General features: G+C 63.6%; 19 protein-coding genes. 9 read left to right on the forward strand and 10 right to left on the reverse strand.

Features of this window, described 5'->3' with window-relative positions:
* The first annotated feature begins 9 nt into the window (after positions 1 to 9).
* From EOA19_RS02295 to EOA19_RS02325, 7 genes are all read left to right on the forward strand, one after another.
* Positions 10 to 1308, forward strand: a complete 1299-nt coding sequence (locus EOA19_RS02295; protein WP_031212361.1) for an ABC transporter substrate-binding protein — start codon at positions 10 to 12, stop codon at positions 1306 to 1308.
* A gap of 70 nt (positions 1309 to 1378) precedes the next feature.
* Entirely contained in the window at positions 1379 to 2203 is an 825-nt protein-coding gene (locus tag EOA19_RS02300) for an ABC transporter ATP-binding protein (RefSeq protein ID WP_128302559.1), read from the forward strand.
* Positions 2200 to 2928, forward strand: coding sequence for an ABC transporter ATP-binding protein (locus EOA19_RS02305; protein WP_127294286.1), 729 nt, complete (start codon positions 2200 to 2202; stop codon positions 2926 to 2928). Before EOA19_RS02300 ends, EOA19_RS02305 begins: the two co-directional genes overlap by 4 nt.
* A gap of 4 nt (positions 2929 to 2932) precedes the next feature.
* Positions 2933 to 3820, forward strand: a complete 888-nt coding sequence (locus EOA19_RS02310) for a branched-chain amino acid ABC transporter permease (protein ID WP_128302560.1) — start codon at positions 2933 to 2935, stop codon at positions 3818 to 3820.
* Between the two features lie 26 nt (positions 3821 to 3846).
* Positions 3847 to 4914, forward strand: coding sequence for a branched-chain amino acid ABC transporter permease (locus EOA19_RS02315; RefSeq protein ID WP_245486040.1), 1068 nt, complete (start codon positions 3847 to 3849; stop codon positions 4912 to 4914).
* 10 nt (positions 4915 to 4924) lie between these two features.
* Positions 4925 to 6508, forward strand: a complete 1584-nt coding sequence (locus EOA19_RS02320; protein WP_128302562.1) for a GMC family oxidoreductase N-terminal domain-containing protein — start codon at positions 4925 to 4927, stop codon at positions 6506 to 6508.
* A gap of 10 nt (positions 6509 to 6518) precedes the next feature.
* Positions 6519 to 7619: a class II histone deacetylase gene (locus EOA19_RS02325; RefSeq protein WP_128302563.1), complete on the forward strand. Its 1101-nt coding sequence runs from the start codon at positions 6519 to 6521 to the stop codon at positions 7617 to 7619.
* A 522-nt stretch (positions 7620 to 8141) separates the two neighbouring features.
* On the opposite strand, the gene guaA is transcribed toward EOA19_RS02325, so the two are convergent.
* The 4 genes from guaA to EOA19_RS02345 all read right to left on the reverse strand — a co-directional run bounded on the left by guaA (position 8142) and on the right by EOA19_RS02345 (position 12450).
* Positions 8142 to 9704: a glutamine-hydrolyzing GMP synthase gene (gene guaA / locus EOA19_RS02330; protein WP_023809008.1), complete on the reverse strand. Its 1563-nt coding sequence runs from the start codon at positions 9702 to 9704 to the stop codon at positions 8142 to 8144.
* A 55-nt stretch (positions 9705 to 9759) separates the two neighbouring features.
* On the reverse strand, positions 9760 to 10428 hold the full coding sequence (locus EOA19_RS02335) for a 5'-methylthioadenosine/S-adenosylhomocysteine nucleosidase (protein WP_128302564.1): 669 nt from the start codon (positions 10426 to 10428) through the stop codon (positions 9760 to 9762).
* Between the two features lie 148 nt (positions 10429 to 10576).
* On the reverse strand, positions 10577 to 11035 hold the full coding sequence (locus EOA19_RS02340) for a PaaI family thioesterase (RefSeq protein WP_013530371.1): 459 nt from the start codon (positions 11033 to 11035) through the stop codon (positions 10577 to 10579).
* Positions 11036 to 11160: 125 nt separating this feature from the next.
* Positions 11161 to 12450: an RsmB/NOP family class I SAM-dependent RNA methyltransferase gene (locus EOA19_RS02345; RefSeq protein ID WP_128302565.1), complete on the reverse strand. Its 1290-nt coding sequence runs from the start codon at positions 12448 to 12450 to the stop codon at positions 11161 to 11163.
* A 182-nt stretch (positions 12451 to 12632) separates the two neighbouring features.
* Between EOA19_RS02345 and EOA19_RS02350 the strand changes: the two genes are divergently transcribed.
* Positions 12633 to 13307, forward strand: a complete 675-nt coding sequence (locus tag EOA19_RS02350; RefSeq protein WP_128302566.1) for an MIP family channel protein — start codon at positions 12633 to 12635, stop codon at positions 13305 to 13307.
* A 72-nt stretch (positions 13308 to 13379) separates the two neighbouring features.
* On the opposite strand, the gene EOA19_RS02355 is transcribed toward EOA19_RS02350, so the two are convergent.
* Complete coding sequence (locus EOA19_RS02355) at positions 13380 to 13901, reverse strand: hypothetical protein (protein WP_128302567.1); 522 nt, start codon at positions 13899 to 13901, stop codon at positions 13380 to 13382.
* A 101-nt stretch (positions 13902 to 14002) separates the two neighbouring features.
* Between EOA19_RS02355 and EOA19_RS02360 the strand changes: the two genes are divergently transcribed.
* Positions 14003 to 14911, forward strand: coding sequence for a LysR substrate-binding domain-containing protein (locus EOA19_RS02360; protein ID WP_128302568.1), 909 nt, complete (start codon positions 14003 to 14005; stop codon positions 14909 to 14911).
* 48 nt (positions 14912 to 14959) lie between these two features.
* On the opposite strand, the gene EOA19_RS02365 is transcribed toward EOA19_RS02360, so the two are convergent.
* The 5 genes from EOA19_RS02365 to hisS form a co-directional block, all read right to left on the reverse strand.
* Positions 14960 to 16063 (reverse strand): calcium:proton antiporter, encoded by a 1104-nt coding sequence (locus tag EOA19_RS02365; protein ID WP_128302569.1) that lies wholly within the window; start codon positions 16061 to 16063, stop codon positions 14960 to 14962.
* 187 nt (positions 16064 to 16250) lie between these two features.
* The gene (locus EOA19_RS02370) at positions 16251 to 18023 is read right to left on the reverse strand and encodes an AMP-binding protein (protein ID WP_128302570.1); all 1773 of its coding nucleotides are present in this window, start codon (positions 18021 to 18023) and stop codon (positions 16251 to 16253) included.
* A gap of 334 nt (positions 18024 to 18357) precedes the next feature.
* The gene (gene hisG / locus EOA19_RS02375) at positions 18358 to 19056 is read right to left on the reverse strand and encodes an ATP phosphoribosyltransferase (RefSeq protein WP_128302571.1); all 699 of its coding nucleotides are present in this window, start codon (positions 19054 to 19056) and stop codon (positions 18358 to 18360) included.
* Positions 19053 to 20174 carry an ATP phosphoribosyltransferase regulatory subunit gene (locus tag EOA19_RS02380; RefSeq protein WP_128302572.1) on the reverse strand — a complete coding sequence of 374 codons (1122 nt, stop codon included), beginning with the start codon at positions 20172 to 20174 and terminating at the stop codon, positions 19053 to 19055. The genes hisG and EOA19_RS02380 overlap by 4 nt, the downstream gene beginning before the upstream one ends.
* 178 nt (positions 20175 to 20352) lie before the next feature.
* Positions 20353 to 21858, reverse strand: a complete 1506-nt coding sequence (gene hisS, locus EOA19_RS02390; RefSeq protein ID WP_128302574.1) for a histidine--tRNA ligase — start codon at positions 21856 to 21858, stop codon at positions 20353 to 20355.
* Positions 21859 to 22069 lie beyond the last annotated feature (211 nt).

Raw genomic sequence — 22069 nt, forward strand, 5'->3', positions numbered from 1 at the left:
AACTTTGCCATGATGAACAGACGTGCAATGCTGCAGGGCGTGGTCGGCGCGGGTGCGGCCGGTGCCGCGCTTCTTGCCGATATGAACACTGCGGCGATCGCCCAGGACACCAAGCCCATTCCGGTCGGCTCGGCCCTGCCGATGTCCGGCATCGCCGCCGCCGACGGCATCGAGTTCAAGAACGGTCTCGAACTTGCCGCCGAGGAGATCAATGCGGCGGGCGGCATTCTCGGCCGGCCTGTCGAGATCCACATCGAAGACACCAAGGAAATGGGCGCCGACCTCGTCAGCCAGTCGATGCAGCGCCTGATCGACCGCTTCGAGGCGCCGGTCATCATCAATGGCTACAATCTCGGCACCAACATGATCGAGATGGACGTCGCCGCCGACAACGACGTCATCATGATGCACTACAACACGCTGATTTCGCACAATGAGAAGTTCAAGACCGACCCTGCCCGCTATTACAGCTCCTTCCAGGGCGATCCGCCGGAGTTCTGGTATGGACCGGGCTGCCTGAACTTCCTCAAGACGCTTGCCGCGGACGGCAAATGGAAGGCGCCCAACAAGAAGATCGCCATCATCCCGTCTGCCAACGAATATTCGATCGTCATCGCCAACGCGATCCGCGACAAGGCCGCCGAATACGGCTTCGAGGTCAGCCTGTTCGAGACCGTTCCGTTCCCGACCAACCAGTGGGGACCAACGCTGGCGAAACTCCGCCAGGACCCGCCGGCGGCGATCCTGGTCACGCACTTCCTGCCGCAGGACCTGGCGCAGTTCATGGTCCAGTTCCTCGCCGAGCCGATCAACAGCCTGATCTACATGCAGTACGGACCATCGCTGCCGGCTTTCCGCGAGATCGGCGGCGAGGCGGTCAACGGCGTCGTCTATTCGACGGTGATCGGCTGCCTGCCGGACGACTTCTCCAAGCCGTTCCGCGAGAGCTACCGGGCCAAATTCGGCCCGAACTCGGCCTACATCACGGGATCGCAGACCTATGACGGCCTGTGGATGTGGGCGCTTGCCGCGGCAATCGCCGGTGGTCCAGGCGAACCGATGGACAAGGCGCAGACCACCAAGGTGGCCAATGCGATGAAGCGCCTGGTCTATCGCGGGGTCAACGGCACCTACCGGGCCGATCCGGCCGGCCAATCGGCCTTCTGCTATCCGACGCAGGTGGCCGATCCGTCGCTTGGCATGCCGCACCAGTTCCTGCAGCATCAGGATTACAAGACCGATCCGAAGCTGATCGCGCCGGCGCTCTATGCCACGGACAGCTTCATCCTGCCGCCATGGATCAAGTGACCAGACGCGGAAATGAAACCAACGACACCGGCCGGGCCCTTTGCCCGACCGGCTCCATTGGGTGAGAAATATGACTGAGGCCGCCGGTCCGATGCTGGTTTGTGACAGTGTGGTCAAACGGTTCGGCTCGCTGGCCGCCGTCGACGGCGTGTCGATGGTGGTCAATGCGGGCGAGATCGTTGGCATTGGTGGGCCAAACGGCGCCGGCAAGACAACCTTCTTCGACGTGGTGACCGGGATCACGCCGGCCAGTGGCGGCCGGGTGCATTTCGGCGACACCGACATTTCGGCGCTTCCGGCCGACCGCATCTGCCAACTCGGCATCGCCCGCACCTTCCAGCTCAATGCCGCCTTCGACAGCTTGACCGTTCGCGAAAACATCGAGATCGCCGCGTATTTCGGCCGGCAGCGGCGAAGGCTGGCCGGCTTCCGCCTCGGCGAGGATGTCCGGCAGGCAACGATCGAAGCGCTGGACTTCGTCGGGCTTGCGGCCAAGGCCGACGAGACCGTGGCGCGGCTGCCGGTGCTCGACCGCAAGCTGCTGATGATTGCCGGCGCCATCGCCACCCGGCCGAAAATGCTCTTCCTCGACGAGCCGGTGGGCGGGCTCAACGTCGCCGAGATCGACCAGATCATGGCGATGGTGCTGAAACTGCGCGACCAGGGACTGACCATCGTCCTGATCGAGCACGTCATGCGCTTTCTCCTGGCGCTCTCCAGCCGCGTGATCATCATGCACCATGGCAAGGTGATATTTGAAGGCCGGCCGGACAAGGTCGCCGAGGACCAGACCGTTGTCGAAACCTATCTCGGCCAGGGCACGCAGAAACGGCTGAAGAAATTCTTCGATGAGAAAGCTGCCATGACGAATCCGGCGGTGGGGGGAACGCCATGACGGGCGCAGCCGCAAAACCACCTGTCCTGCAACTCGACGGCATCGTCTGCGGCTATGACGGACTCGACGTGCTCAAGGGCATTTCGCTGACCGTTCATGCCGGTGAATTCATCACCGTCGTCGGCCCGAACGGCCATGGCAAGTCGACATTGCTCAAGACCATTTCCGGCCTGGTGCCGCTGCGCGGCGGTCAGATCAGCATCGACGGCCGGCGCCTGTCCGGCAAGCCGCATGAGACGGCGATGCTGGGCGTCGCCCACGTGCCGCAGGGCGATATGCTGTTCGCGCAGATGAGCGTGCTCGAAAACCTTTTGATGGGCGGTTATCTCGCGCCGGACAAGGCCGAGATCGCGCGTCGGTTGGACGAGGTCTACGCGCTTCTGCCGAAGCTTGCCGACCGTCGCAACCAGATCGCCTCGAGCCTATCGGGCGGCGAACGGCGCATGGTCGGCATAGGCCGCGGCCTGATGATGGGCGGGCGCATCCTTTTGATCGACGAGCCGTCGCTTGGCCTCGCGCCACTGATCATCGATCAGGTCTACGACGTCATTTCGCAACTGAGCAAGGCTGGGCGCACGATCCTGCTGGTGGAGGAGAACCCGGCCCGGGTCGAGGACCTCGCCGACCGCCTGCATCTGCTCGACGACGGCGCCATCGTCTGGTCAGGCAAGCCCGCCGAACTGATGGCGCGCGACGAACTCCTCGCAACCTACCTCGGAGGCTGACGCCATGACCGACGTTCTCTTGGCCATTCTCGTCGCCGGCTTCACCTCGGGCGCGCTCTATGCGCTGGCGACGGTCGGGCTGTCGCTGGTCTGGGGTTCGATGGGCATGCTCAACATGGCCCATGCGGCGATGCTGACGCTTGGCGGCTACGTCGCCTTCACGGTGATCACCTCGCTCGGCCTGCCGGTCGCGATCGGTTTCGCCGGTGCCATCGTCGCGGGTGCTTTGGCCGGCGCCATCCTCTATTTCGCGATCGTTCGCAATCTCCTGCAGAATGACAAATCGACATTCGAAGCCAACGTCATGATCGCCACGGTCGGCATCGGCATCGCCCTCGAGAATGCCATTCTCCTGACCTATGGCGGGCAGCCGCTGAAGCAGCCGGTTTCGATCGCCGGTGCCTTACGCCTGGGGCCGCTGACGCTGCCCTGGCAGAACCTTCTGATCATCGCGGTGGTGGTCGTGATGATGGTGGTCGTCTCGGCGGCGCTCGGCCGCACGCGGATGGGCCGTGCGATCCGGGCGACGGCGCAGAACCGCGACGCGGCGCAGCTCATGGGCGTCGCCGTCAACCGCGTCTACCTGCAGGTGCTGATGCTGTCGGGCGCGCTCGCCGGCATCTGCGGCGTCATGGTCTCGTCGATGACGCAATTGTCGCCGCCACTCGGCAACGACCCGATGCTGAAGGCCTTCATCATGTGCGTGGTCGCCGGTCTCGGCAATCTGCCGGGCGCCATCGCAGCAGCACTTGGGCTGGCGTTGCTCGAATCCTTCGTCCAGTACGCCTTGGGCGCCAGGTGGGGCTTTCCATCGCTGCTGTTCGTCGTCATCGCCGTGCTGATCTGGCGGCCGTCCGGCCTTTTCGGCCACGCCGAAATCCGGCGCATGTGAGGGGCATCATGACAGAGACACGTCCCATGTCCCGTTCCACCATGTCCCGCTCGGCCAGGACTGATCTTGCCATCAGCCTGATGCTGATCGCGGCGGCGATCGCGCTGCCGTTCCTGGTCGACAGCCGCTACATCCTTGGCCAGATCGTGCTGGCGCTGTTCTATGCGACGATCGCCTCGCAGTGGAACCTCCTGTTCGGCTTCTCGGGCATCTTCTCGCTGGCGCAAATGGCGATCTTCGCCTTTGGCGGCTATGCGACGGCGATGCTCTGTTTCTATTTCGGCTGGAACGTCTGGGCAGCACTTGTGCCTGGCGCGCTGGGCGCCGTGCTGTTCTCGCTGGTCGTCGGCCTCGCCTGCCTTCGCCTGACCGGCGTCTATGTGGCGCTGCTGACGCTGGCGATCGCCCAGACGATGTATCTGCTGATCGTCACCGACACCGAATGTTTCGTCATGGTCGGCTCCGTCTGCCGCCAGTTCACCGGCGGCGCCGTCGGCTTTGCCCGCTTCGGCGACCTCGGCACCAGGGCCTTGCTCCGGGCGCAGTGGCTGGTCGGCAATTACGCCATCATCGCGGTGCTGTTCGCGCTCACCATGGTCTTCACCTACGCGATCGTCAAAAGCCCGATCGGCCTTGCCTTCCGGGCGCTGAAGGACAATCCGGGCTATGCGGTGGCCCGCGGCGTCAACCGCTTCCAGGCGCAGCTTCTGGTGTTCGGCATCTCCGCCTTCTTCACCGGGCTGGCCGGCGGTTTCTATGCCGCGCATTTCCAGGCGATCGGCCCCGGTGTGCTGTCGATGTCGCAACTTATGTTCATCATCGCCATCGTCGTGGTCGGCGGCGTCGGCACGTTCTGGGGACCGCTGGTCGGGACGGTGGTTCTGGTGCTGGCTGACGAATTGATGCGAGAGAGCGGCGAGTTCCGCACGCTCGGGCTCGGCCTGATCATCGCCCTGTCGGTGGTGTTGATGCCCAAGGGGCTGGTCGGCCGTTTTGGCGATCTCATCGACTGGCTCGGACGCCGCCGCACCAGCCCCGACAGCAAGCCGGCAGCAAGCAGCATTGTGCAAAGCCCGACCCCGGCTGGAAAGTGAGAGACTGACGATGTTCGACACGATCATAGTGGGCGCCGGCTCGGCCGGCTGCGTGCTGGCAAACCGGCTCAGCGCCGATCCTGCCCGCAAGGTGTTGCTACTGGAGGCAGGACGCGAGGCGCCGCTCGCCTCGGACGTGCCCTCGGACTGGCCGACCATGTTCAACACAGCCGTCGATTGGGGCTATTACACCGAGCCACAGGCCGGCTGCCGCGGCAGGCGGGTGTTCTGGCCGCGCGGCAAGATGATCGGCGGTTCCGGCGCACTGAATGCCATGATCTATATTCGCGGCCTGCCGTCCGATTACGATGGCTGGGCCGCCATGGGCTGCCCCGGCTGGGCCTGGGAAGACGTGCTACCCGTGTTCAAGGCCTGCGAAAGCAATGCCGAACTCGGCAACGACCCGCTGCACGGCGCCAACGGGCCGCTGCATATCGGCAATGTCGCGCATGTCGATGCCAACGAGCTTGCCTGGATCGAGGCCTGCAAGGCCGCCGGCTACAAGCACAATCGCGATTTCAACGGCGTCGAGCAGGAAGGTGTCGGCCTGTTCCAGTTCACCATCAAGAACGGCGAACGCTGGGGCACCGGCAAGGCCTATCTGCGCCCGGCGCGGGAACGACCCAACCTCACCGTGAAAACCGGCGTGCTGGCGACGGGCCTTATCGTGGAGAAGGGCCGGGTCAGGGGTATCCGCTATCTGGCAAACGGCGTGCCGGAGACCGCTTTCGCCGACACAGAGGTGGTGCTGTCCTCGGGCTCGATCGGCAGTTGCCAGCTGATGCTGCTTTCGGGCATCGGGCCGGCCGACGAACTCGCCCAGGTCGGCGTTGCTCCCGTGCACGACCTCCCGGGCGTGGGCAAGGATCTGCAGGACCACATCAACATTCCGATCACCTTCTATACCAAGGACAAGATCGGCGTCGGCGCCTGGACCAACGAGACGCTGCAGCGCGACTTCGCGGAATGGCAGACATCGCGCAGCGGTCCGCGTTCCTCACCCTGGGTGGCGGCGGGCGGCTTCGTCAAGAGCCGGCCCGACATCGAGCCGGACCTGCAGCTTTACGGCGCCATCAGCCCGCATCGCGACTATGTTCGGTTCCTTTCGTCCAGGCCCGGCATCACGCTGCACACCACGCTGCAGCGGCCAGACAGCCGCGGCGAGATTCGCCTGCGCTCGGCCAATCCAATCGAATATCCGGCGATCGACCCACGTTACTTCATCAGCGACGAGGATGGCTCGGACATTGCCACGCTGGTCGAAGGCATCCGCATCAGCCGGCGCATCGCGGCGCAGTCGCCGCTTGCCGAAATGCTCGTCGGCGAAATCACGCCGAGCGCCGAATGCGAGAGCGACGCCGAGATCGCCGACTATATACGCGGCCACTGCACGACGCTCTATCACCCGACCAGCACCTGCCGCATGGGTTCAGATGCGATGGCCGTCGTCGATCCCACGTCGATGAAGGTTCATGGGCTGGACGGGCTTTGCATCGCCGATGCCTCGGTCTTTCCGAAAATGGTGTCGGGCAACACCAACGCGCCGACGATCATGATCGCCGAACGCGCCGCGTCAATGATCCTGGCGGGCTAGGAAACAAAACATGACGACAGGCTGGAATTTCCACGAACTCTATCTCTGGCACGAGACCGGCAATGCCGCGCAGTTCTTTCAGCCGAGCCTGACCATCGAGCCCGGCGAGCATGCGGAGAATGCCGACACGAAACGCAGATTCCGCAATCTGATGGAGGTTTCGGGCCTGACCGAAAAATTGTCCAAGATCGCCTCCGTCGCGGTGAGCGAGGACGACCTCGCCCTGTTTCACGACCGCGACTACATCAGCCGTATCAAGCTGCTCAGTGACGGGCGCGGCGGCGATGCGAGCTATCTCACCCCCTTCGGCCATGGCAGCTACGAAATCGCCTGTCTGGCCGCCGGCGGCACGGCAGCGGTGATGGATGCGGTGTTGAGCGGCGATGTCGACAATGGCTATGCGCTGGTACGACCGCCCGGCCATCATGCCGAGCGCGGGCAAGGCATGGGCTTTTGCCTGTTCGGCAACGTTCCGGTCGCTATCCTGAAGAACCGGGCCAAACATGGCTTCGAGCGGGTCGCCAGCGTCGACTGGGATGTTCATCACGGCAACGGCACCCAGTCCGCCTTCTATTCGGACCCGTCGGTGCTGACCATCTCGATCCATCAGGACGGGCTTTATCCGGATGACAGCGGTCTTCACAAGGAACGCGGCGAGGGCAAGGGAGAAGGCTACAACATCAATGTACCGCTGCCGGCCGGCTGCGGCCACGGCGCTTACATGTCCGTCTTCGAACGCGTCGTGCTACCGGCGCTCAATCGCTACAAGCCTGATCTCATCGTCGTGCCGTCGGGCTTCGACGCCTCGGCGGCCGATCCGCTGGGGCGCATGATGCTGCATAGCGGTAGCTACCGCGACATGACGCGGATGCTGATGCAGGCGGCGGACGACCTCTGCGGCGGGCGCCTGATGATGTCGCATGAGGGCGGCTATTCGGCCTCCTACGTTCCCTATTGCGGCCTGGCGGTGATGGAGCAACTGTCCGGCATCAGGACGCATATCGACGACCCGTTCCTGCCGGTCTTCGAAAGCTATGCCGGCCAACCCTTGCAGCCACATCAGGCGGCCGCTGTTTCCAGGGCGGAGGAACTTTTGGGCGGCATCGCCTAGAATTCTGATTGCGGTCAGCCAATGAGGCGATCTCAAGACACACCGGCGCCCAATCTCACAAATGCGGACTTGCGCTGACGGTAGGACGTGCGGCTGATGCATGTCGCCCAAAAGTGGCCCCGGTTTGGGACAACGACATGCATGAAAACAAAGACTTAAAGCGCGTCGCATGAATCCGTTTCAACGCGACGCGCTTTAAAGTACTGTTCGCGCCGAAACGTCACCGGGAAAGCCATTTATTTCAAATGGTTGACCTACAAAAAGCGTCAGGCCGAGAAACGGGTGACGGTCCTTTCTCGGACGTTGATTCACGTACGAAAAGTACCGTCAAAAGTACCGCCAGATTGATCTGCTGCCCTTCACACGCAACGAAGCCCTCGTTTGCACGGGGCCAGAAAAATCAGTGACTTAGACAGTCGGAGACTTCAGTTGATGATGCAGCATCGATAGTGAATGAGATAAACCGCAAATCGTTGCTTTTTCTGCGAAAAACTACGCCGGAGCAGTCCAGACTACTAACTCCTACTCCCACTCGATTGTTCCCGGCGGCTTCGACGTCACGTCGTAGACGACGCGGTTGATGCCGCGGACTTCGTTGATGATGCGGGTGGCGGCGGCGCCGAGGAAGGCCATGTCGTAGTGGTAGAAATCCGCCGTCATGCCGTCGACCGAGGTGACGGCACGCAGCGCGCAGACGAACTCGTAGGTGCGGCCATCGCCCATCACGCCGACCGTCTGCACCGGCAACAGCACGGCGAAGGCCTGCCAGATGGCGTCGTAGAGGCCGGCCTTGCGGATCTCGTCGAGATAGATGGCGTCGGCCTCGCGCAGGATCTCCAGCTTTTCGCGGGTGATGCCGCCGGGGCAACGGATGGCAAGACCCGGGCCTGGAAACGGGTGCCGGCCGATGAAGCTTTCGGGCAGGCCAAGCTCCTTGCCCAGCGCCCTGACCTCATCCTTGAACAGTTCGCGCAGCGGCTCGACAAGCTGCATGTTCATGCGCGCGGGCAGGCCGCCGACATTGTGGTGCGACTTGATCGTCACTGACGGGCCGCCGGTGAAGGAGACGCTTTCAATGACGTCGGGATAGAGCGTGCCCTGCGCCAGGAATTCGGCGCCGCCGAGTTTCTTGGCCTCTTCCTCGAACACCTCGATGAACAGCCGGCCGATGGTCTTGCGTTTTTTCTCCGGGTCCGACTCGCCCTCGAGGGCGTCGATGAAACGGTCCGACGCGTTCACCAGAATGAGCGGTAAATTGTAGTGTTCGCGGAACATCGCCACCACGCCCGCGGCCTCGTCCTTGCGCATCAGGCCGTGGTCGACAAGGATGCAGGTCAGCTGGTCGCCGACCGCTTCGTGGATCAACAGCGCCGCAACGGAGGAATCGACGCCGCCCGACAGCGCGCAGATGACCTTGCCCTTGCCGACCTGCTTGCGGATCGTCTCGACCGCGTGCTCGCGGTAGGCGCGCATGGTCCAGTCGCCCTCGATGCCGGCGATGTTGTGGACGAAATTCCTGAGCAGCCGGGCGCCGTCGGGCGTATGCACCACCTCGGGATGGAACATGATGCCGTACATCTTGCGCTCGATGTTGCCGAAGATGGCGAAGGGCGAGCCTTCCGACTTGCCGAACACTTCGAAGCCCTTGGGCAAGGAGATGACGCGGTCGCCATGGCTCATCCACACCTGGTGGCGCTGGCCGGGTGCCCACAGGCCCTCGAACAGCGGGCTGTCCTTTTGGATCTCGACGAAGGCGCGGCCGAACTCGCGATGATCGGAGCTTTCGGCAACGCCGCCCATCTGCACGCACATGGCCATCTGGCCGTAACAGATGCCAAGCACCGGCACGCCGGAATCGAAGACAATCTGCGGCGCGCGCGGGCTGCCGATATCGCCGGTCGAAGCCGGACCGCCGGACAGAATGACGGCCTTCGGATTGATGCGCTTGAATGCCGCTTCGGCCGACTGGAACGGCACGATCTCGGAAAACACGCCGGCCTCGCGGATGCGGCGGGCGATGAGCTGGGTGAACTGGCTGCCGAAATCGACAATCAGGACGGTGTCGGGATGATTGGCTGTTTTCATGGCGAGCGTTTAGAGAAAGAAACGAGTCGGCGCAATGGGTTGCGTAGCCCGACTTTCAGGCTGGTCTGGCATCTTCATGGGATGGTTCCGTCCGAAGGGCGCCGTCGCCGATCGCCCGTTCGAGCCGTATGACGGCGTCCGCCAGCTTCTCGTCGATGACTTCAAGATATTCGGTCCAGTCGCCGACATGCCTGAGCTCCGCCGCCCCGTCGGAAATGCCGCGCAGACCGATCAGCGGAATGTCGAACAGTTGACAGGCGCGCAGGCAGGCGAAGGTCTCCATGTCGACCATGTCGGCGCTAACAGCATCATAGGCCGCACCGGTGATGATCGCTGCGCCGGTCGACAGGGTCGCCTGCCTGATGTCCGGTATCTTGAAGGGCAATGGCACAGTTACCGGCAGGTCGAGGAAGGGTGTGGCGCCCTTTTCGAAACCGAGCGGCGAAGCGTCGATGTCACGATAGCTGACCGAAACCGCCTGGTAGATCTCCGTCTGCTCCAGCGTCCGACTGCCGGCTGAGCCGAGCGAAACAACGAGATCCGGCAGTGCCTTTTGCGATTTCAGCCAGGAGAGTTCCGCACCCAGCCTGACGCCGGCCTCGACGGGACCGACACCGGTCATCAACGGCGTGAACAGTTGCTTGAGATGCGGGCCGTATTCGGCCTGCGCCGCCATGACGAAGAGGACGTCCTTGCTCGACAGGCGCGACACTTTACCGGTCATGATCTATTCCTCTCTACCCAATCACCTACAACCGGAGGTAAGAACGGCGACGTGCCCTCACCGGCGCCCAGCCCTCCGCTAGGGCTCCGGGCATTCGTTGCTCGGAAAGCCCATTTGGGAGCTTTCCGTCCGCTTCGCGGACCGCTCCTCAACCTTCTATGCCATCACGCCCGACCACGGTCATCATGGTGCCGGTCATGGTGGCGATCAGCTTGGCCTCGCCGTCGGCGGCGAAGGCGTAGGCCTGGCCGTCGGCGACGATGATGGTGCGGCCTGGCTTGGTCACCGAGCCGCGGAACAGGAAGCGCTCGCCCCTGCCCGGCGCCAGAAGGTTGACCTTGAACTCGATGGTCAGCACGCCGGAATTTTCCGGCATCAGCGAAAAGGCGGCATAGCCGCAGGCCGAGTCCAGCGCCGTCGAAATGACGCCGGCATGGAGAAAGCCATGCTGCTGGGTGAGTGCCGCCGAATAGGGCATCTCGATCTCGATGATGCCGGGCGTCACCAGCGTCAGTTCGGCACCGATCGTGGCCATCGCCTTCTGGCGCGCGAAAGAGGTCCTGACGCGATCCTCATAGTCCGGGGCGGGTACGATCTTTGCTGCCATTGCCGCTGCCTTCCTTTACCCGGATAAGCTTATTGCAGAGGCATGGGCGGCAGGCAAATGCTTTTGCTGCACTGCACAATCGACTGGCCTGCCGGCCGGCGCCGCGCATCCGTCAGGAATTGGATTCAGGCCGATCTGCGTAACGCACAGAGATAAAACCCATCGGTGCCGCTGAGCGCCGGCGACAGCGAGATGTCGCCTTTGGCGCCGATGCGTGCGGCTGCCTCATGGCCGGGAAAACGGCTGTCCCAGAGCTTGCGGTGGTCGACGGGAACATAACCGCTGTTACGGTCCCGAAAGGCCGCGATCTGCTCACCGTTTTCCTCATCAAACACCGAGCAGGTGATGTAGACCAGCAGGCCGCCCGGTTTGACATAGGCTTTGGCCGCATCGAGGATCGCCGACTGCTCGCCCTTGCGGGCATCGAGTTGTCTCTGCGTCAGCCGCCATTTGGCGTCGGGACGGCGGCGCCAGGTGCCGCTGCCGGTGCATGGGGCGTCGACCAGCACGATGTCCATGTGGTTGCCGAGCGGCGCGAGTTCGGCCGGCTTGGTGACCACCTGCACATTGCGGTTTTCCGAACGACGGATGCGGTCGAAGATCGGTGCCAGCCGTGCTTTCTCCGCATCATGGGCAAAGATCTGGCCACGATTTTCCATCGAAGCCGACAGTGCCAGCGTCTTGCCGCCGGCGCCGGCGCAGAAATCCAGCACCTGCATGCCGGCTTCGGCCCCGGCAAGGGCGGCCGCGATCTGCGAGCCTTCGTCCTGGACTTCGAACCAGCCCTTCTGGAAAGCCGGCTCGGCCTGCACGTTCGGGTGCCGGCCGTCGCCGTCGATCGGCGGAATGCGGATGCCGTGTGGCGCGATTGCCGAGGGTTTCGCGCCGGTTCCCGTCAGTTCGGCCAGCACCTTGTCGCGATTGGCCTGCAAGGTGTTGACCCTGAGGTCGAGCGGCGGGCGCGTCGCCAGCGCCGCGCCCTCGTCGGCCCAGGTCGAGCCAAAGGCTCGCTCGAAAAGCGGCGCGCACCAGTCGGGAACATCCGCCCGCACCGCGTCCGGCGCGTCGGCGAGCCGATGGTCGGCGATGGCCTGAAGCTCGGCGGCGGTCAGCAGCGGCGGTGCGAACTTGTCGCCATCAAGCGCCTCGTTGAGCGATTGTGCCGTCTGGCCCCATTCGAGCAGCAGCGCGCCGAAGCCGATGGCGCGCGGCGTGTCCTGCCCCAGCAGCCAGCCGGCGGAACGCTTGTGGCGCAAGGCGTCATAGACGATGTTGCCGATCGCCGCACGGTCGCCGCCGCCGGCGAAGCGATGCGACAGGCCCCAATCCTTCAGCGCGTCCGCCACCGGCCGGTGGCGCCGGCCGATGTCTTCCAGCACTTCGATGGCCGCAGCCAGCCGTCCGCCCAGTCGCATGGTCTTGTTCCGTCACGCAGAAAATTATTCCGGCCCTGCTCTAGAGCGCGCAACCGGCGCGCACAAGCAGGTCGGCCGGCACAACCGCTCTGCTTTCCAACTTTTCTGGTTGCGAATACTCTTCCGGTTGTGATTCGCGGCGCAAAAAAGGCGGACCGGTGGATCGACACGAGGAGAGGGCAATGAAGACTTATCTGGCGGAAGTTCTAGGCACATTTCTATTGGTGTTCATCGGTACGGCTTCTGTGGTGACGGGCTTCGGCGGCGCGCTGCCGCTCGGCCAGGAAGGCATCGGTCTGGCGTTCGGCATCGGCCTCATCGCGGCGGCCTATGCGATCGGCCCGATTTCGGGCGCGCATCTCAATCCGGCGGTGACGCTCGGCGTCTTCCTTGCCGGCCGGCTGCCGGCCAAAGACCTCATCCCCTACTGGATCGCGCAGGTCATCGGCGGCGTCCTTGCTTCGCTGGCGTTGTGGATCATCGTTTCCGGCCAGGTTGGCGGACACACGACCGGCTTCGGCGCCAATGGCTGGGATGTGACGAAATGGGGCGTCAGCTCGGCATTTCTGTGGGAAGTGATCGGCACCTTCACCTTCGTCACCGTGATCCTTGGCGTCACGGCTGAAAAGCACTCGACGGCGTTCGCCGGACTGGTCATCGGCCTGACGCTGGCAGGATTGCACTTCGCCATCATCCCGGTGACCGGAACGTCGCTCAATCCGGCCCGCTCGATCGGCCCGGCGCTGTTTTCGGGAACTGCCGCGATCGGCCAGCTCTGGCTGTTCATCGTTGCACCGCTGATCGGCGGCGCCATCGCCGGCGTGGTTGCGAAGGCGCGCATCTTCGAGAAGGACTGAGCTTCGAAAGCCTGGACAGAACAAAGGCGCGGGCCAAGCCCGCGCCTTTTTCTTTGGGGGATACTCTTGCCGTCAAAGCACAGCCGGGGCGGTCGTCGTTAGGATCCGGACCTTCGGAGGGCGTAGCAGAAAATAGAATGCGGCGATGTGCGTGATCATCAGCAGCGGTACATAGATGATCGGGATCGCGTAGGCGGTGCCCAGTTGCTCCGCATGTGCAGGGAGGCCGACCTGGATGGCGTGGTAATAATCGACGACGAGCTCGACCGTCCCGACGATGTTGAAGGCGACGATGAACGGCCAGAAGAGCCGGGGTAGCCTCACCGTGAGCAGCGCCAGCATCGCCAGTACCCCTGTTGCGAAGTCGCCGTAGGCGGCGAACACGGCGAAACCGGCCGGCAGATCGGGGCTTACGACGCCCGGCAGGATGAAGACGAGCCCGAAGAAACGGAAGCTGTGCAGGGTGGCGATGGCACGTTGCGCCGCGACCCGGTCCAGCGAGCTCAGCCACGGGAGGCCGTATGCGCCGAAGCAGAGCAGCCACGCGACGTAGCCTAGAACGAGATGGGTCTGGAACACCATTTCCGTGGACATTTGGCCTCCTGTCAGCAGCCGGTTCACGCGGCCCCAGCTTCAGTCGGTTACCTCTAAGCCTGCTTCCATAGTTCGACTACCCGGTGTAATCACAACAACCTATGAAGCAGAACTACACAGTCCGGCACGGTGCGCTGGAGGGGGTCGAGACCTTCCTGGCGGTTGCCAGGCGCCGCAACTTTCGCCGTGCCGCCGCCGATCTCGGCGTGACGCCGTCCGCCGTGAGCCAGGCGGTGCGCACGCTGGAAGCCCGCACGGGTGCGGCGCTGTTCGTGCGCACGACGCGAAGCGTCGGTTTGACCGAGGCTGGCCAGCGGTTCCTCGATCTTGCCGGACCTGCCTTCGAGGAGCTCGTCGCGGCAGGCGAGGCCGCGCGCGATGTCGGCCAACGGCCAACCGGGCTGCTGCGCCTGTCCGTGCCCCGCGCCGTCGTGCCCTTGATCCTGGAGCCGATGATCGCGTCGTTCTGCCGGGCCTATCCCGAGGTCGAGCTGGAGATCGCCGCGAGTGACGAGATGGTCGATCTTGCGACCGGCGGGTTCGATGCCGGCATCCGCCTCGGCCAGTTCATCGCGCCCGACATGGTCGCGGTGCGGCTGACGCCGTCGTTCCCGTTCGTGGTCGTCGGCAGTCCGGACTATCTCGAGCGCCATGGCTACCCCGAGCACGTCGACGACTTGTGCCGCCACGCCTGCCTGCGCTTGCGCCGTTCGAACGGCGCCATCGCGCCCTGGTCTTTCGTCGACGGCAACGGGGAGATCGAGGCGATGGTCTCAGGCCCGCTGATCGCGCACGACTATCCGACGCTGCTCGGGGCCGCGATGCAGGGCATTGGGCTGGCGCAGATCCCCCGACCCATCGCCGAAGGTCCGATAGGCCAGGGAAAACTCGAGCCGGTCCTAGACACCATCGCCGCCACGACGCCGGGCGTCTTCCTCTACCATCCCGGCAAGCGCCAGATCCTGCCGAAGCTGCGCGCCTTCATCGACCACCTCAAATCCACGGCGTGAGGTAACGAAGGATACCGCCCCCTTGGCGCTTCGCTTGCACCAAAGCTCTCATGGTATAAATATCAGAAATACATAAGTAAAAAATACTACAAGATGGACCATTCCGGTCAAGAACGTCGTTCTTTCAGTGCTGAAGCTTACATTGCATATGAAAAGCGCCAAGACCAAAAGGACCGCATCAGTCGCTGGAAGCCCCAGGGTTAACCCTCTTCCCGTCAGCAGGCTGGCGGCTGCGACCGCCGGTATTGTCAAACCAATTGTGGCGCAAGCGGAACCCATCGCGACATTCAAACCGCGTTGCAGCTCATTGTTGAGTGAAGCGCGAACCGCCGAAATGGCCTCCGGCATCAAAACCAGCCCGGCGATCAATGCCCCCACAATGCTGTCAGCCTGTGTCACCTGATAGGCAACGAGCGTGTTTTCAACACTTGCGGCGACCTGCTCGGCGAGCATGACAATGCCAATCAGCCCGATCAAAAGCAGCAATGCGCCGGCAAAGACGCTTTCGTGAGGGGCAGTCCGCAGCGCAACGCCGTGGGCCTGCCCTTCGACAAAGTCTTCTCGGTGGCGGACAGTCTGCGCGAACACAAAACTTGCATAAAGCAGCACCGAAAGCACGCTCACAAAGCCAAGTTGAGCTGCCGAAAATGTGCCCGGCCCCGTAGCTTGTGTGTAGGTCGGCAGAATAAGCGTCATGATGGTCAGCGCGATCAGAACCGCCAAATATGCGCTGGTCCCTTGTCGAACAATTGCCTGCTTGCGATGACGCCAGCCGCCGAGCGCAAGACACGTGCCGACGACGCCGGTAGATGCAATCATCACCGTTGAGAAGACGGACTCACGTGCAAGCGTCGGGTTGTTCTCTCCATGCAGCATCATGGAAACGATGATCGACACCTCGATTGCCGTCACGGCAAAAGTCAGCACCAATGTGCCATAGGGCTCTCCTACACGCCGGGCCACCGCCTCGGCGTGGTCGAGCACCACGAAAATGGTGGTGAACATAATCGCACTCGAAAGCGCTCCGACGAGTATCCTGGCGCTCAGCGAACCTTCGTCCGCCGACAGCCCGCCTGCCCTGACTGCAACAGCCATCACCAAGGCGGCCAAGGGCATCGCATAAGAAACCACCGATCGTTTGAAACCACCCATTCAAGCCCCTATGCGCTTCTGCGAACCTTGCGGAAAACCCATGCGGAGTGTGGAGCGCCTTGGAAAACATCCGGCAGGCCCGACGGCCGGCGTTCGCCCCCTCACAAACAACGCGCTCCAAATGATGCAGCAGGATCGCGACCTGACCGCACCCAGCGCGCCGGACAAACCGAAGCGCCGCCTTCGCTCACGCCGTCTTCTGCGCCACCAGCCCCAGTTCCTCCACCATCGCCTCGCGCATCAAGAACTTCTGCGGCTTGCCGGTCACCGTCATCGGCAATTCGGTGCGGAAGCGTATGTGGCGGGGGATCTTGTAATGGGCGATCTGGCCGGCGCAGAAGTTCTTGACCTCCTGCTCGGTGGCGATCTGGCCGGGCTTGAGCACGATCCAGGCGCACAGCTCCTCGCCATATTTGGCGTCGGGAATGCCGAACACCTGAACCTCCTTGACCTTGGGGTGTCGGTAGAGGAATTCCTCGACCTCCCTGGGGTAGACGTTCTCGCCACCGCGGATGACCATGTCCTTGACCCGGCCGACGATGTTGCAATAACCCTCGGAATCGATGGTGGCGAGGTCGCCGGTGTGCATCCAGCCGTCGCTGTCGATCGCCTCGCGGGTCTTGTCTTCGTCGTCCCAGTAACCCTTCATCACCGAATATCCGCGCGTGCAAAGCTCACCCGGTACGCCGACCGCAACGGTAGCGCCATCGGCATCGACCGCCTTGACCTCGACATGGGGGTGGATGCGCCCAACGGTCGAGACGCGCTTTTCCAAGGGGTCGTCGACGCCGCTCTGGAACGAGACCGGGCTGGTCTCGGTCATGCCGTAGGCGATGGTCACCTGTTCCATATGCATCAGCGACACCACCTTCTTCATCACCTCGATCGGGCATGGCGAACCGGCCATGATTCCGGTGCGCAGGCTGGAGAGATCGAAGGCGGAAAAATCCGGATGATCCAGCAGGGCGACGAACATGGTCGGCACGCCATAAAGCCCGGTGCAGCGTTCCTGAGCCACTGCCTTCAGAGTGGCGCCGGCGTCGAACCCTTCTCCCGGGAAAACCATGGTCGCGCCTTTCGAGACGCAACCCATCGTGCCCATCGACATGCCGAAGCAGTGATAGAGCGGCACCGGAATGCACAGCCGGTCGTCGGCGGTCAGCTTGATCGCCGAAGTGACGAAATTGCCGTTGTTGACGATGTTGCTGTGGGTCAGCGTCGCGCCCTTGGGGGCTCCCGTGGTGCCTGAGGTGAACTGGATGTTGATGGCCTCGCCCGGCTTCAGCTTCTCCGAGATGCGGTCGAGGCTGTCATGCTCGTCACGCCCGGCCATGGCCAGCACGTCGCCGAAATTGAACATGCCGGGCGAATTCTCGTCGCCCATGCGGATGACGATCTTCAGCGCCGGCAGTTTCTGTGCCTTGAGCTTGCCCGACGTGGCCTTGGCGATCTCGGGTGCCAGCGTCTCGATCATGCCGAGATAGTCTGACGTCTTGAACCTGGCAGCGGTGACCAGCGCCTTGCAGCCGACCTTGTTCAGCGCATAGTCGAGCTCGGTCAACCGATAGGCGGGGTTGATGTTGACCAGGATCAGGCCGATGCGGGCGGTGGCGAACTGCGTCACCAGCCATTCCCAGCGGTTGGGCGACCAGATGCCGACGCGATCGCCCTTTGCCAACCCCAGTGCCAGGAAGCCGGCAGCCAGCGCGTCCACCGTGTCCGACAGTTCGCTCCAGGTGAAGCGCTTGTCCTGGTCGACGAAAACGGCGGCGTCGAGCGTGCCGTATTTGCTGACGGTGTCGGAAAACAGCGCGGGGATGGTCTTGTCGAGCAGCGGCACGCTGCGTTCGCCAGAGACATGCGCCCTGTTGTCAACGGGTGCGACGAAGACACCGCCAGCACGCGCGCCGCGTCCGCGCAAATTGCTGGCATTCTTCAACTCGTCGAGATTGACCGGCATCGCTCTCTCCTCCCGGGACTGGCCGAGCCTATCAGCCCGAGGGGGTGGTGAAAATCCCGCCGATGGTCGGGGCCGGGCAACGATACGGTCCACGACGCTTCGGGGCCTTCGTTGGTTGACGAACATCAAAACGCAAAAACCCGCCTGGGCGGCGGGTCACTGGCGCAAATCAGCACCATAGGCAAAAATGTACCATAGCTGACTGCACCGGTCAAGGAAATAATTCCTATACAGGAAAAACCCTGGCGCAAAGTTACCGACACCGCAGACGGACCGCCGTAAGGGTTTTGAAGCTGGGTTCGGAGCCCTGAGGGCAGCGGGCGAAGGCCCGCCGCTATCCGACCGCTGACGCCATCTTCGCCGCGATGTCGCGCAAGAGTGCCTCATCCGCCGCCGCCCGTGTCCTCTTCGACGCCACCAGACAGGCCTGCGAGCGCAGGACGAGGCCATCGCCCAGCACCTTGAGATGATTGGCGCGCAGCGTCGAGCCGGTGGTCGTGATGTCGACGATGACATCGGCCAGACCGGCCGCCGGCGCGCCTTCGGTAGCCCCTAGGCTCTCGACGATGCGATAAACCTGGATGCCGTGCTTCTGCGAGAAGAATTGCTGCGTCAGCCGCCAGTATTTGGTGGCGATGCGCAGCCGCCGGCCATGGCGCTGGCGAAAATCGGCGGCGACGTCGTCGAGATCGGCCATGGTGTCGACATCGAGCCATATGTCGGGCACGGCAACCACGACATCGGCATTGCCGAAGCCGAGACGGGCGACAATTTCGGCGCGGGTCTCCCAGTCGGCGAGGTTTTCACGCACCAAATCCTCGCCGGTGATGCCCAGATCGACGGCGCCCTGGCCGATCTCGCCTGATATTTCGGAAGCCGACAGGAACACCACTTCGACATCGTCCAGGCCCTCGACGCGGGCGTGGTACTTGCGCTCGTCGCCGGGCAGGCTGACGGCGAGGCCGGCTTTGGCCAGTATTTGCAGCGCCTGCTCTTTCAGGCGGCCTTTCGACGGGATCGCCAGCGTGATCATGGCGCCGTCTCCCGCAATGCCTCGATGCGATCGAGCCAGACCGAAAAGCCTACGCCGGGGATAGGCGTCTTCGCGCCAAGCAGGGTCAGCAGCCGGTCATAGCGGCCGCCGCCGACCAGCGGCCGGTCGCCATTGTCGGCCGCGATTTCGAAAACCAGGCCGGTGTAGTAATCGAGCGGGCGGCCGAAGGCGGCGTCGTAGCGGACTTTATCGGCCGGCAAGCCATGCGTTTCGATCGCCTTGGCGCGGGCAGCGAACTTTTCCAGCGCGACATCGAGCGACAGACCGGCGCCGGTGGCGAAGGACTCCAGCGCCTGGGTTGCGCCATCAAGCGGAACGTCGATCGCCAGAAAATCCTTCAGCGCGGAAAAGGCCTCGCTCGACAACCGAACGCTGCGCAATTCGGCTTTCTCGATCAGCCGCCGGGCAATGTCGGACGGCGCGCGTCCGGCGGACGCCGACAGGCCCGCCTCTTCCATGCCTCTGGCGATATGGGCGGAAAGACCGTCCAGATCACCGTCTAGCACAAGGGCCGCGACCGGCCCGGAGAGCTGGCCGTTGCGCGGCGGGTTGGCGAGATCGGCGAGTGCCGCCTCAAGCATCGGCGCCGAGCCGAACGCACGGGCAAGGCGCATGCGCCAGCCGCGCGGCAGGCCAAGGGCAGCCAGAACCGCCTCGAAAATGGTCTGGTCGCCGAGCGTGATGGCCAGCGCCTGACCAGGCAGCACCAGCGACAGCAGCGCATGCGCGTCCGCCACCGAGCGGGCATCGGCCCCAGCGGTATCGCGGTCGCCAAGATCCTCTATGCCGGCCTGGAAGAACTCGTTGCCGCCTTCGCGGCGCTGGCGAAACACCTCGCCCAGATAGGAATAACGGCGCGGCGTGCCGGCCTGCGAGCTTATGTGGTCGAGGCAGACCGGAATGGTGAATTCCGGCCGCAGGCACAATGTCTGCCCGGTTTCGCTTTCGGTCAGGAAGATACGGCGGCGTAGATCCTCGCCGGCCATGTCGAGGAACGGGTCGGCCGGCTGCAATATGGCGACTTCGACCGCATGCGTGTTGCGGGTGGCGAAGAGGTTGGTGATGTCGGTTGATATTGCGGGGTAGCGGGAGGTCATCGATCGGATGGGCGCGAGGCACCCCCCTCTGGCCTGCCGGCCATCTCCCCCGCAAGGGGGGAGATTGGCAGCTTCGAGCTTGGCGCACCATCTTCAACACCGGAGATTGGCGAAAGCCTCGGCGGCATCCAATCTCCCCCCTTGCGGGGGAGATGGCCGGCAGGCCAGAGGGGGGTATTCAAGCGCCACCTTTCGCGCGATCAGCGGCCTGCGCCGCCAATATCTTCTTCACCTCACCAACCAGCTCGCTTTCCGCCACCGTCACCTGCGCCGGGCGCGCGGCGCGCCATTCGGCGTTGTCGGTGATTTCGGCCGACATGCGCGCGCCTTCGATCAGGTCTTTGATCTGCAGCTCGCCCTTGGCGCGCTCGTCGCCACCCTGGATGATTGCGACCGGGCAGTTGCGGCGGTCGGCATATTTGAGCTGCGCCTTCATGCCGGCGCCGCCGAGATACATTTCGGAACGGATGCCGGCGGCGCGCAACTCCGCCACCATCTTCTGGTAGCGGCCAAGGCTGTCGGTGTCCTTGTCCATAACCAGCACGACGACAGGCGCGATCACGTCCGAGGCGTCGAGCTTGCCGAGGTTCTTCAGCGCCGTCATCAACCTGGAGACGCCAATGGAAAAGCCGGTCGCCGGCACCGGCTCGCCGCGAAAGCGCGAAACCAGACCATCATAGCGGCCGCCGCCACCAACCGAGCCGAAGCGCACGATCTGGCCGTCTTCGTTGGGGATTTCGGCCAGAAGCTCGGCTTCGAAAACCGGGCCGGTGTAGTATTCGAGGCCGCGCACGACCGAGCGGTCCATGGCGATACGGTCCTCGCCATATCCTGCCGCCCTGACCAGCGCTTCAATCGTGGCGAGTTCGCCGACGCCTTCCTGGTAGATGGTGTTCGAACTGACCATGGAATCCTGGCCGGCCTGTATAGTCCTCGCAGTCGCGAGAAGAACCGCCTCGGCTTGCCCGTTGTTCAATCCGGCGCCCTTGGCGAAGTCGCCTTCGCCCTCCCTGCCGCCGTCCCAGCGGCCCGGGCCAAGCAGAAGCTTCACGCCTTCCTGCCCGAGCTTGTCCAGCTTGTCGATCGCCCGCAGCACCGTCAGCCGGCGGCCGGCATTCTCCTCGCCGCCAAGCCCGATCGCCTCCAGCACGCCATCCAGAACCTTGCGGTTGTTGACGCGAATGACGTAGTCGCCGCGCTTGATGCCGAGCGCTTCCATCACGTCGGCCATCATCATCGCCATTTCGGCGTCGGCGGCCACGCCCGGCGTGCCGATCGTGTCGGCGTCGAACTGCATGAACTGGCGGAAGCGGCCGGGGCCTGGCTTCTCGTTGCGGAACACCCAGCCGGAGCGGTAGCTGCGGTAAGGCTTGGGCAGCCGCTCGTAATTCTCGGCGACAAAGCGCGCCGTCGGCGCGGTCAGGTCATAGCGCAGCGACAGCCACTGGTCGTCGTCATCCTGGAAGGAGAACACGCCTTCGTTGGGCCGGTCCTGGTCGGGCAGGAATTTTCCGAGCGCGTCGGTGTATTCGATCAGCGGCTGGTCGGCCGGTTCGAAACCGTAAAGCTCATAGACCGAGCGGATCGTCGCCATCATCTTCTCGACGGCGCGGATATCCTCGGCGCTGCGGTCGGCAAAACCGCGCGGCAGCCGCGCTTTCGTCTTTTCCGATTTGTCGGCCATGAGTGAGCATCCGGTGTTTCGTGGCGTTGCGGGATAGGAAATTTCCTATTCGGCAGCGCGCGTTTCCTAACTGATGCAGCCGGGAGCGGCAAGGGTCGGCACCCAGCACCACGCTCGAACCTCCGTGAAACAAAACCGCATCGAAAATGAAACAATCCCGACACGGGTGCGGCATCGTGCCGACACAATCGTCGCCGATAAGGCGGGGTAA

Origin of the sequence: Mesorhizobium sp. M7A.F.Ca.US.010.02.1.1 (assembly GCF_004023085.1) — a bacterium.
Classification (GTDB): domain Bacteria; phylum Pseudomonadota; class Alphaproteobacteria; order Rhizobiales; family Rhizobiaceae; genus Mesorhizobium.

Excerpts from the sequence above, each read along its gene's own strand:
- EOA19_RS02295 (WP_031212361.1), top strand. The coding sequence starts at position 10 with ATGATGAACAGACGTGCAATGCTGCAGGGCGTGGTCGGCGCGGGTGCG.
- EOA19_RS02300 (WP_128302559.1), top strand. The coding sequence starts at position 1,379 with ATGACTGAGGCCGCCGGTCCGATGCTGGTTTGTGACAGTGTGGTCAAA.
- EOA19_RS02305 (WP_127294286.1), top strand. The coding sequence starts at position 2,200 with ATGACGGGCGCAGCCGCAAAACCACCTGTCCTGCAACTCGACGGCATC.
- EOA19_RS02310 (WP_128302560.1), top strand. The coding sequence starts at position 2,933 with ATGACCGACGTTCTCTTGGCCATTCTCGTCGCCGGCTTCACCTCGGGC.
- EOA19_RS02315 (WP_245486040.1), top strand. The coding sequence starts at position 3,847 with ATGTCCCGTTCCACCATGTCCCGCTCGGCCAGGACTGATCTTGCCATC.
- EOA19_RS02320 (WP_128302562.1), top strand. The coding sequence starts at position 4,925 with ATGTTCGACACGATCATAGTGGGCGCCGGCTCGGCCGGCTGCGTGCTG.
- EOA19_RS02325 (WP_128302563.1), top strand. The coding sequence starts at position 6,519 with ATGACGACAGGCTGGAATTTCCACGAACTCTATCTCTGGCACGAGACC.
- guaA (WP_023809008.1), bottom strand. The coding sequence starts at position 9,704 with ATGAAAACAGCCAATCATCCCGACACCGTCCTGATTGTCGATTTCGGC.
- EOA19_RS02335 (WP_128302564.1), bottom strand. The coding sequence starts at position 10,428 with ATGACCGGTAAAGTGTCGCGCCTGTCGAGCAAGGACGTCCTCTTCGTC.
- EOA19_RS02340 (WP_013530371.1), bottom strand. The coding sequence starts at position 11,035 with ATGGCAGCAAAGATCGTACCCGCCCCGGACTATGAGGATCGCGTCAGG.
- EOA19_RS02345 (WP_128302565.1), bottom strand. The coding sequence starts at position 12,450 with ATGCGACTGGGCGGACGGCTGGCTGCGGCCATCGAAGTGCTGGAAGAC.
- EOA19_RS02350 (WP_128302566.1), top strand. The coding sequence starts at position 12,633 with ATGAAGACTTATCTGGCGGAAGTTCTAGGCACATTTCTATTGGTGTTC.
- EOA19_RS02355 (WP_128302567.1), bottom strand. The coding sequence starts at position 13,901 with ATGTCCACGGAAATGGTGTTCCAGACCCATCTCGTTCTAGGCTACGTC.
- EOA19_RS02360 (WP_128302568.1), top strand. The coding sequence starts at position 14,003 with ATGAAGCAGAACTACACAGTCCGGCACGGTGCGCTGGAGGGGGTCGAG.
- EOA19_RS02365 (WP_128302569.1), bottom strand. The coding sequence starts at position 16,063 with ATGGGTGGTTTCAAACGATCGGTGGTTTCTTATGCGATGCCCTTGGCC.
- EOA19_RS02370 (WP_128302570.1), bottom strand. The coding sequence starts at position 18,023 with ATGCCGGTCAATCTCGACGAGTTGAAGAATGCCAGCAATTTGCGCGGA.
- hisG (WP_128302571.1), bottom strand. The coding sequence starts at position 19,056 with ATGATCACGCTGGCGATCCCGTCGAAAGGCCGCCTGAAAGAGCAGGCG.
- EOA19_RS02380 (WP_128302572.1), bottom strand. The coding sequence starts at position 20,174 with ATGACCTCCCGCTACCCCGCAATATCAACCGACATCACCAACCTCTTC.
- hisS (WP_128302574.1), bottom strand. The coding sequence starts at position 21,858 with ATGGCCGACAAATCGGAAAAGACGAAAGCGCGGCTGCCGCGCGGTTTT.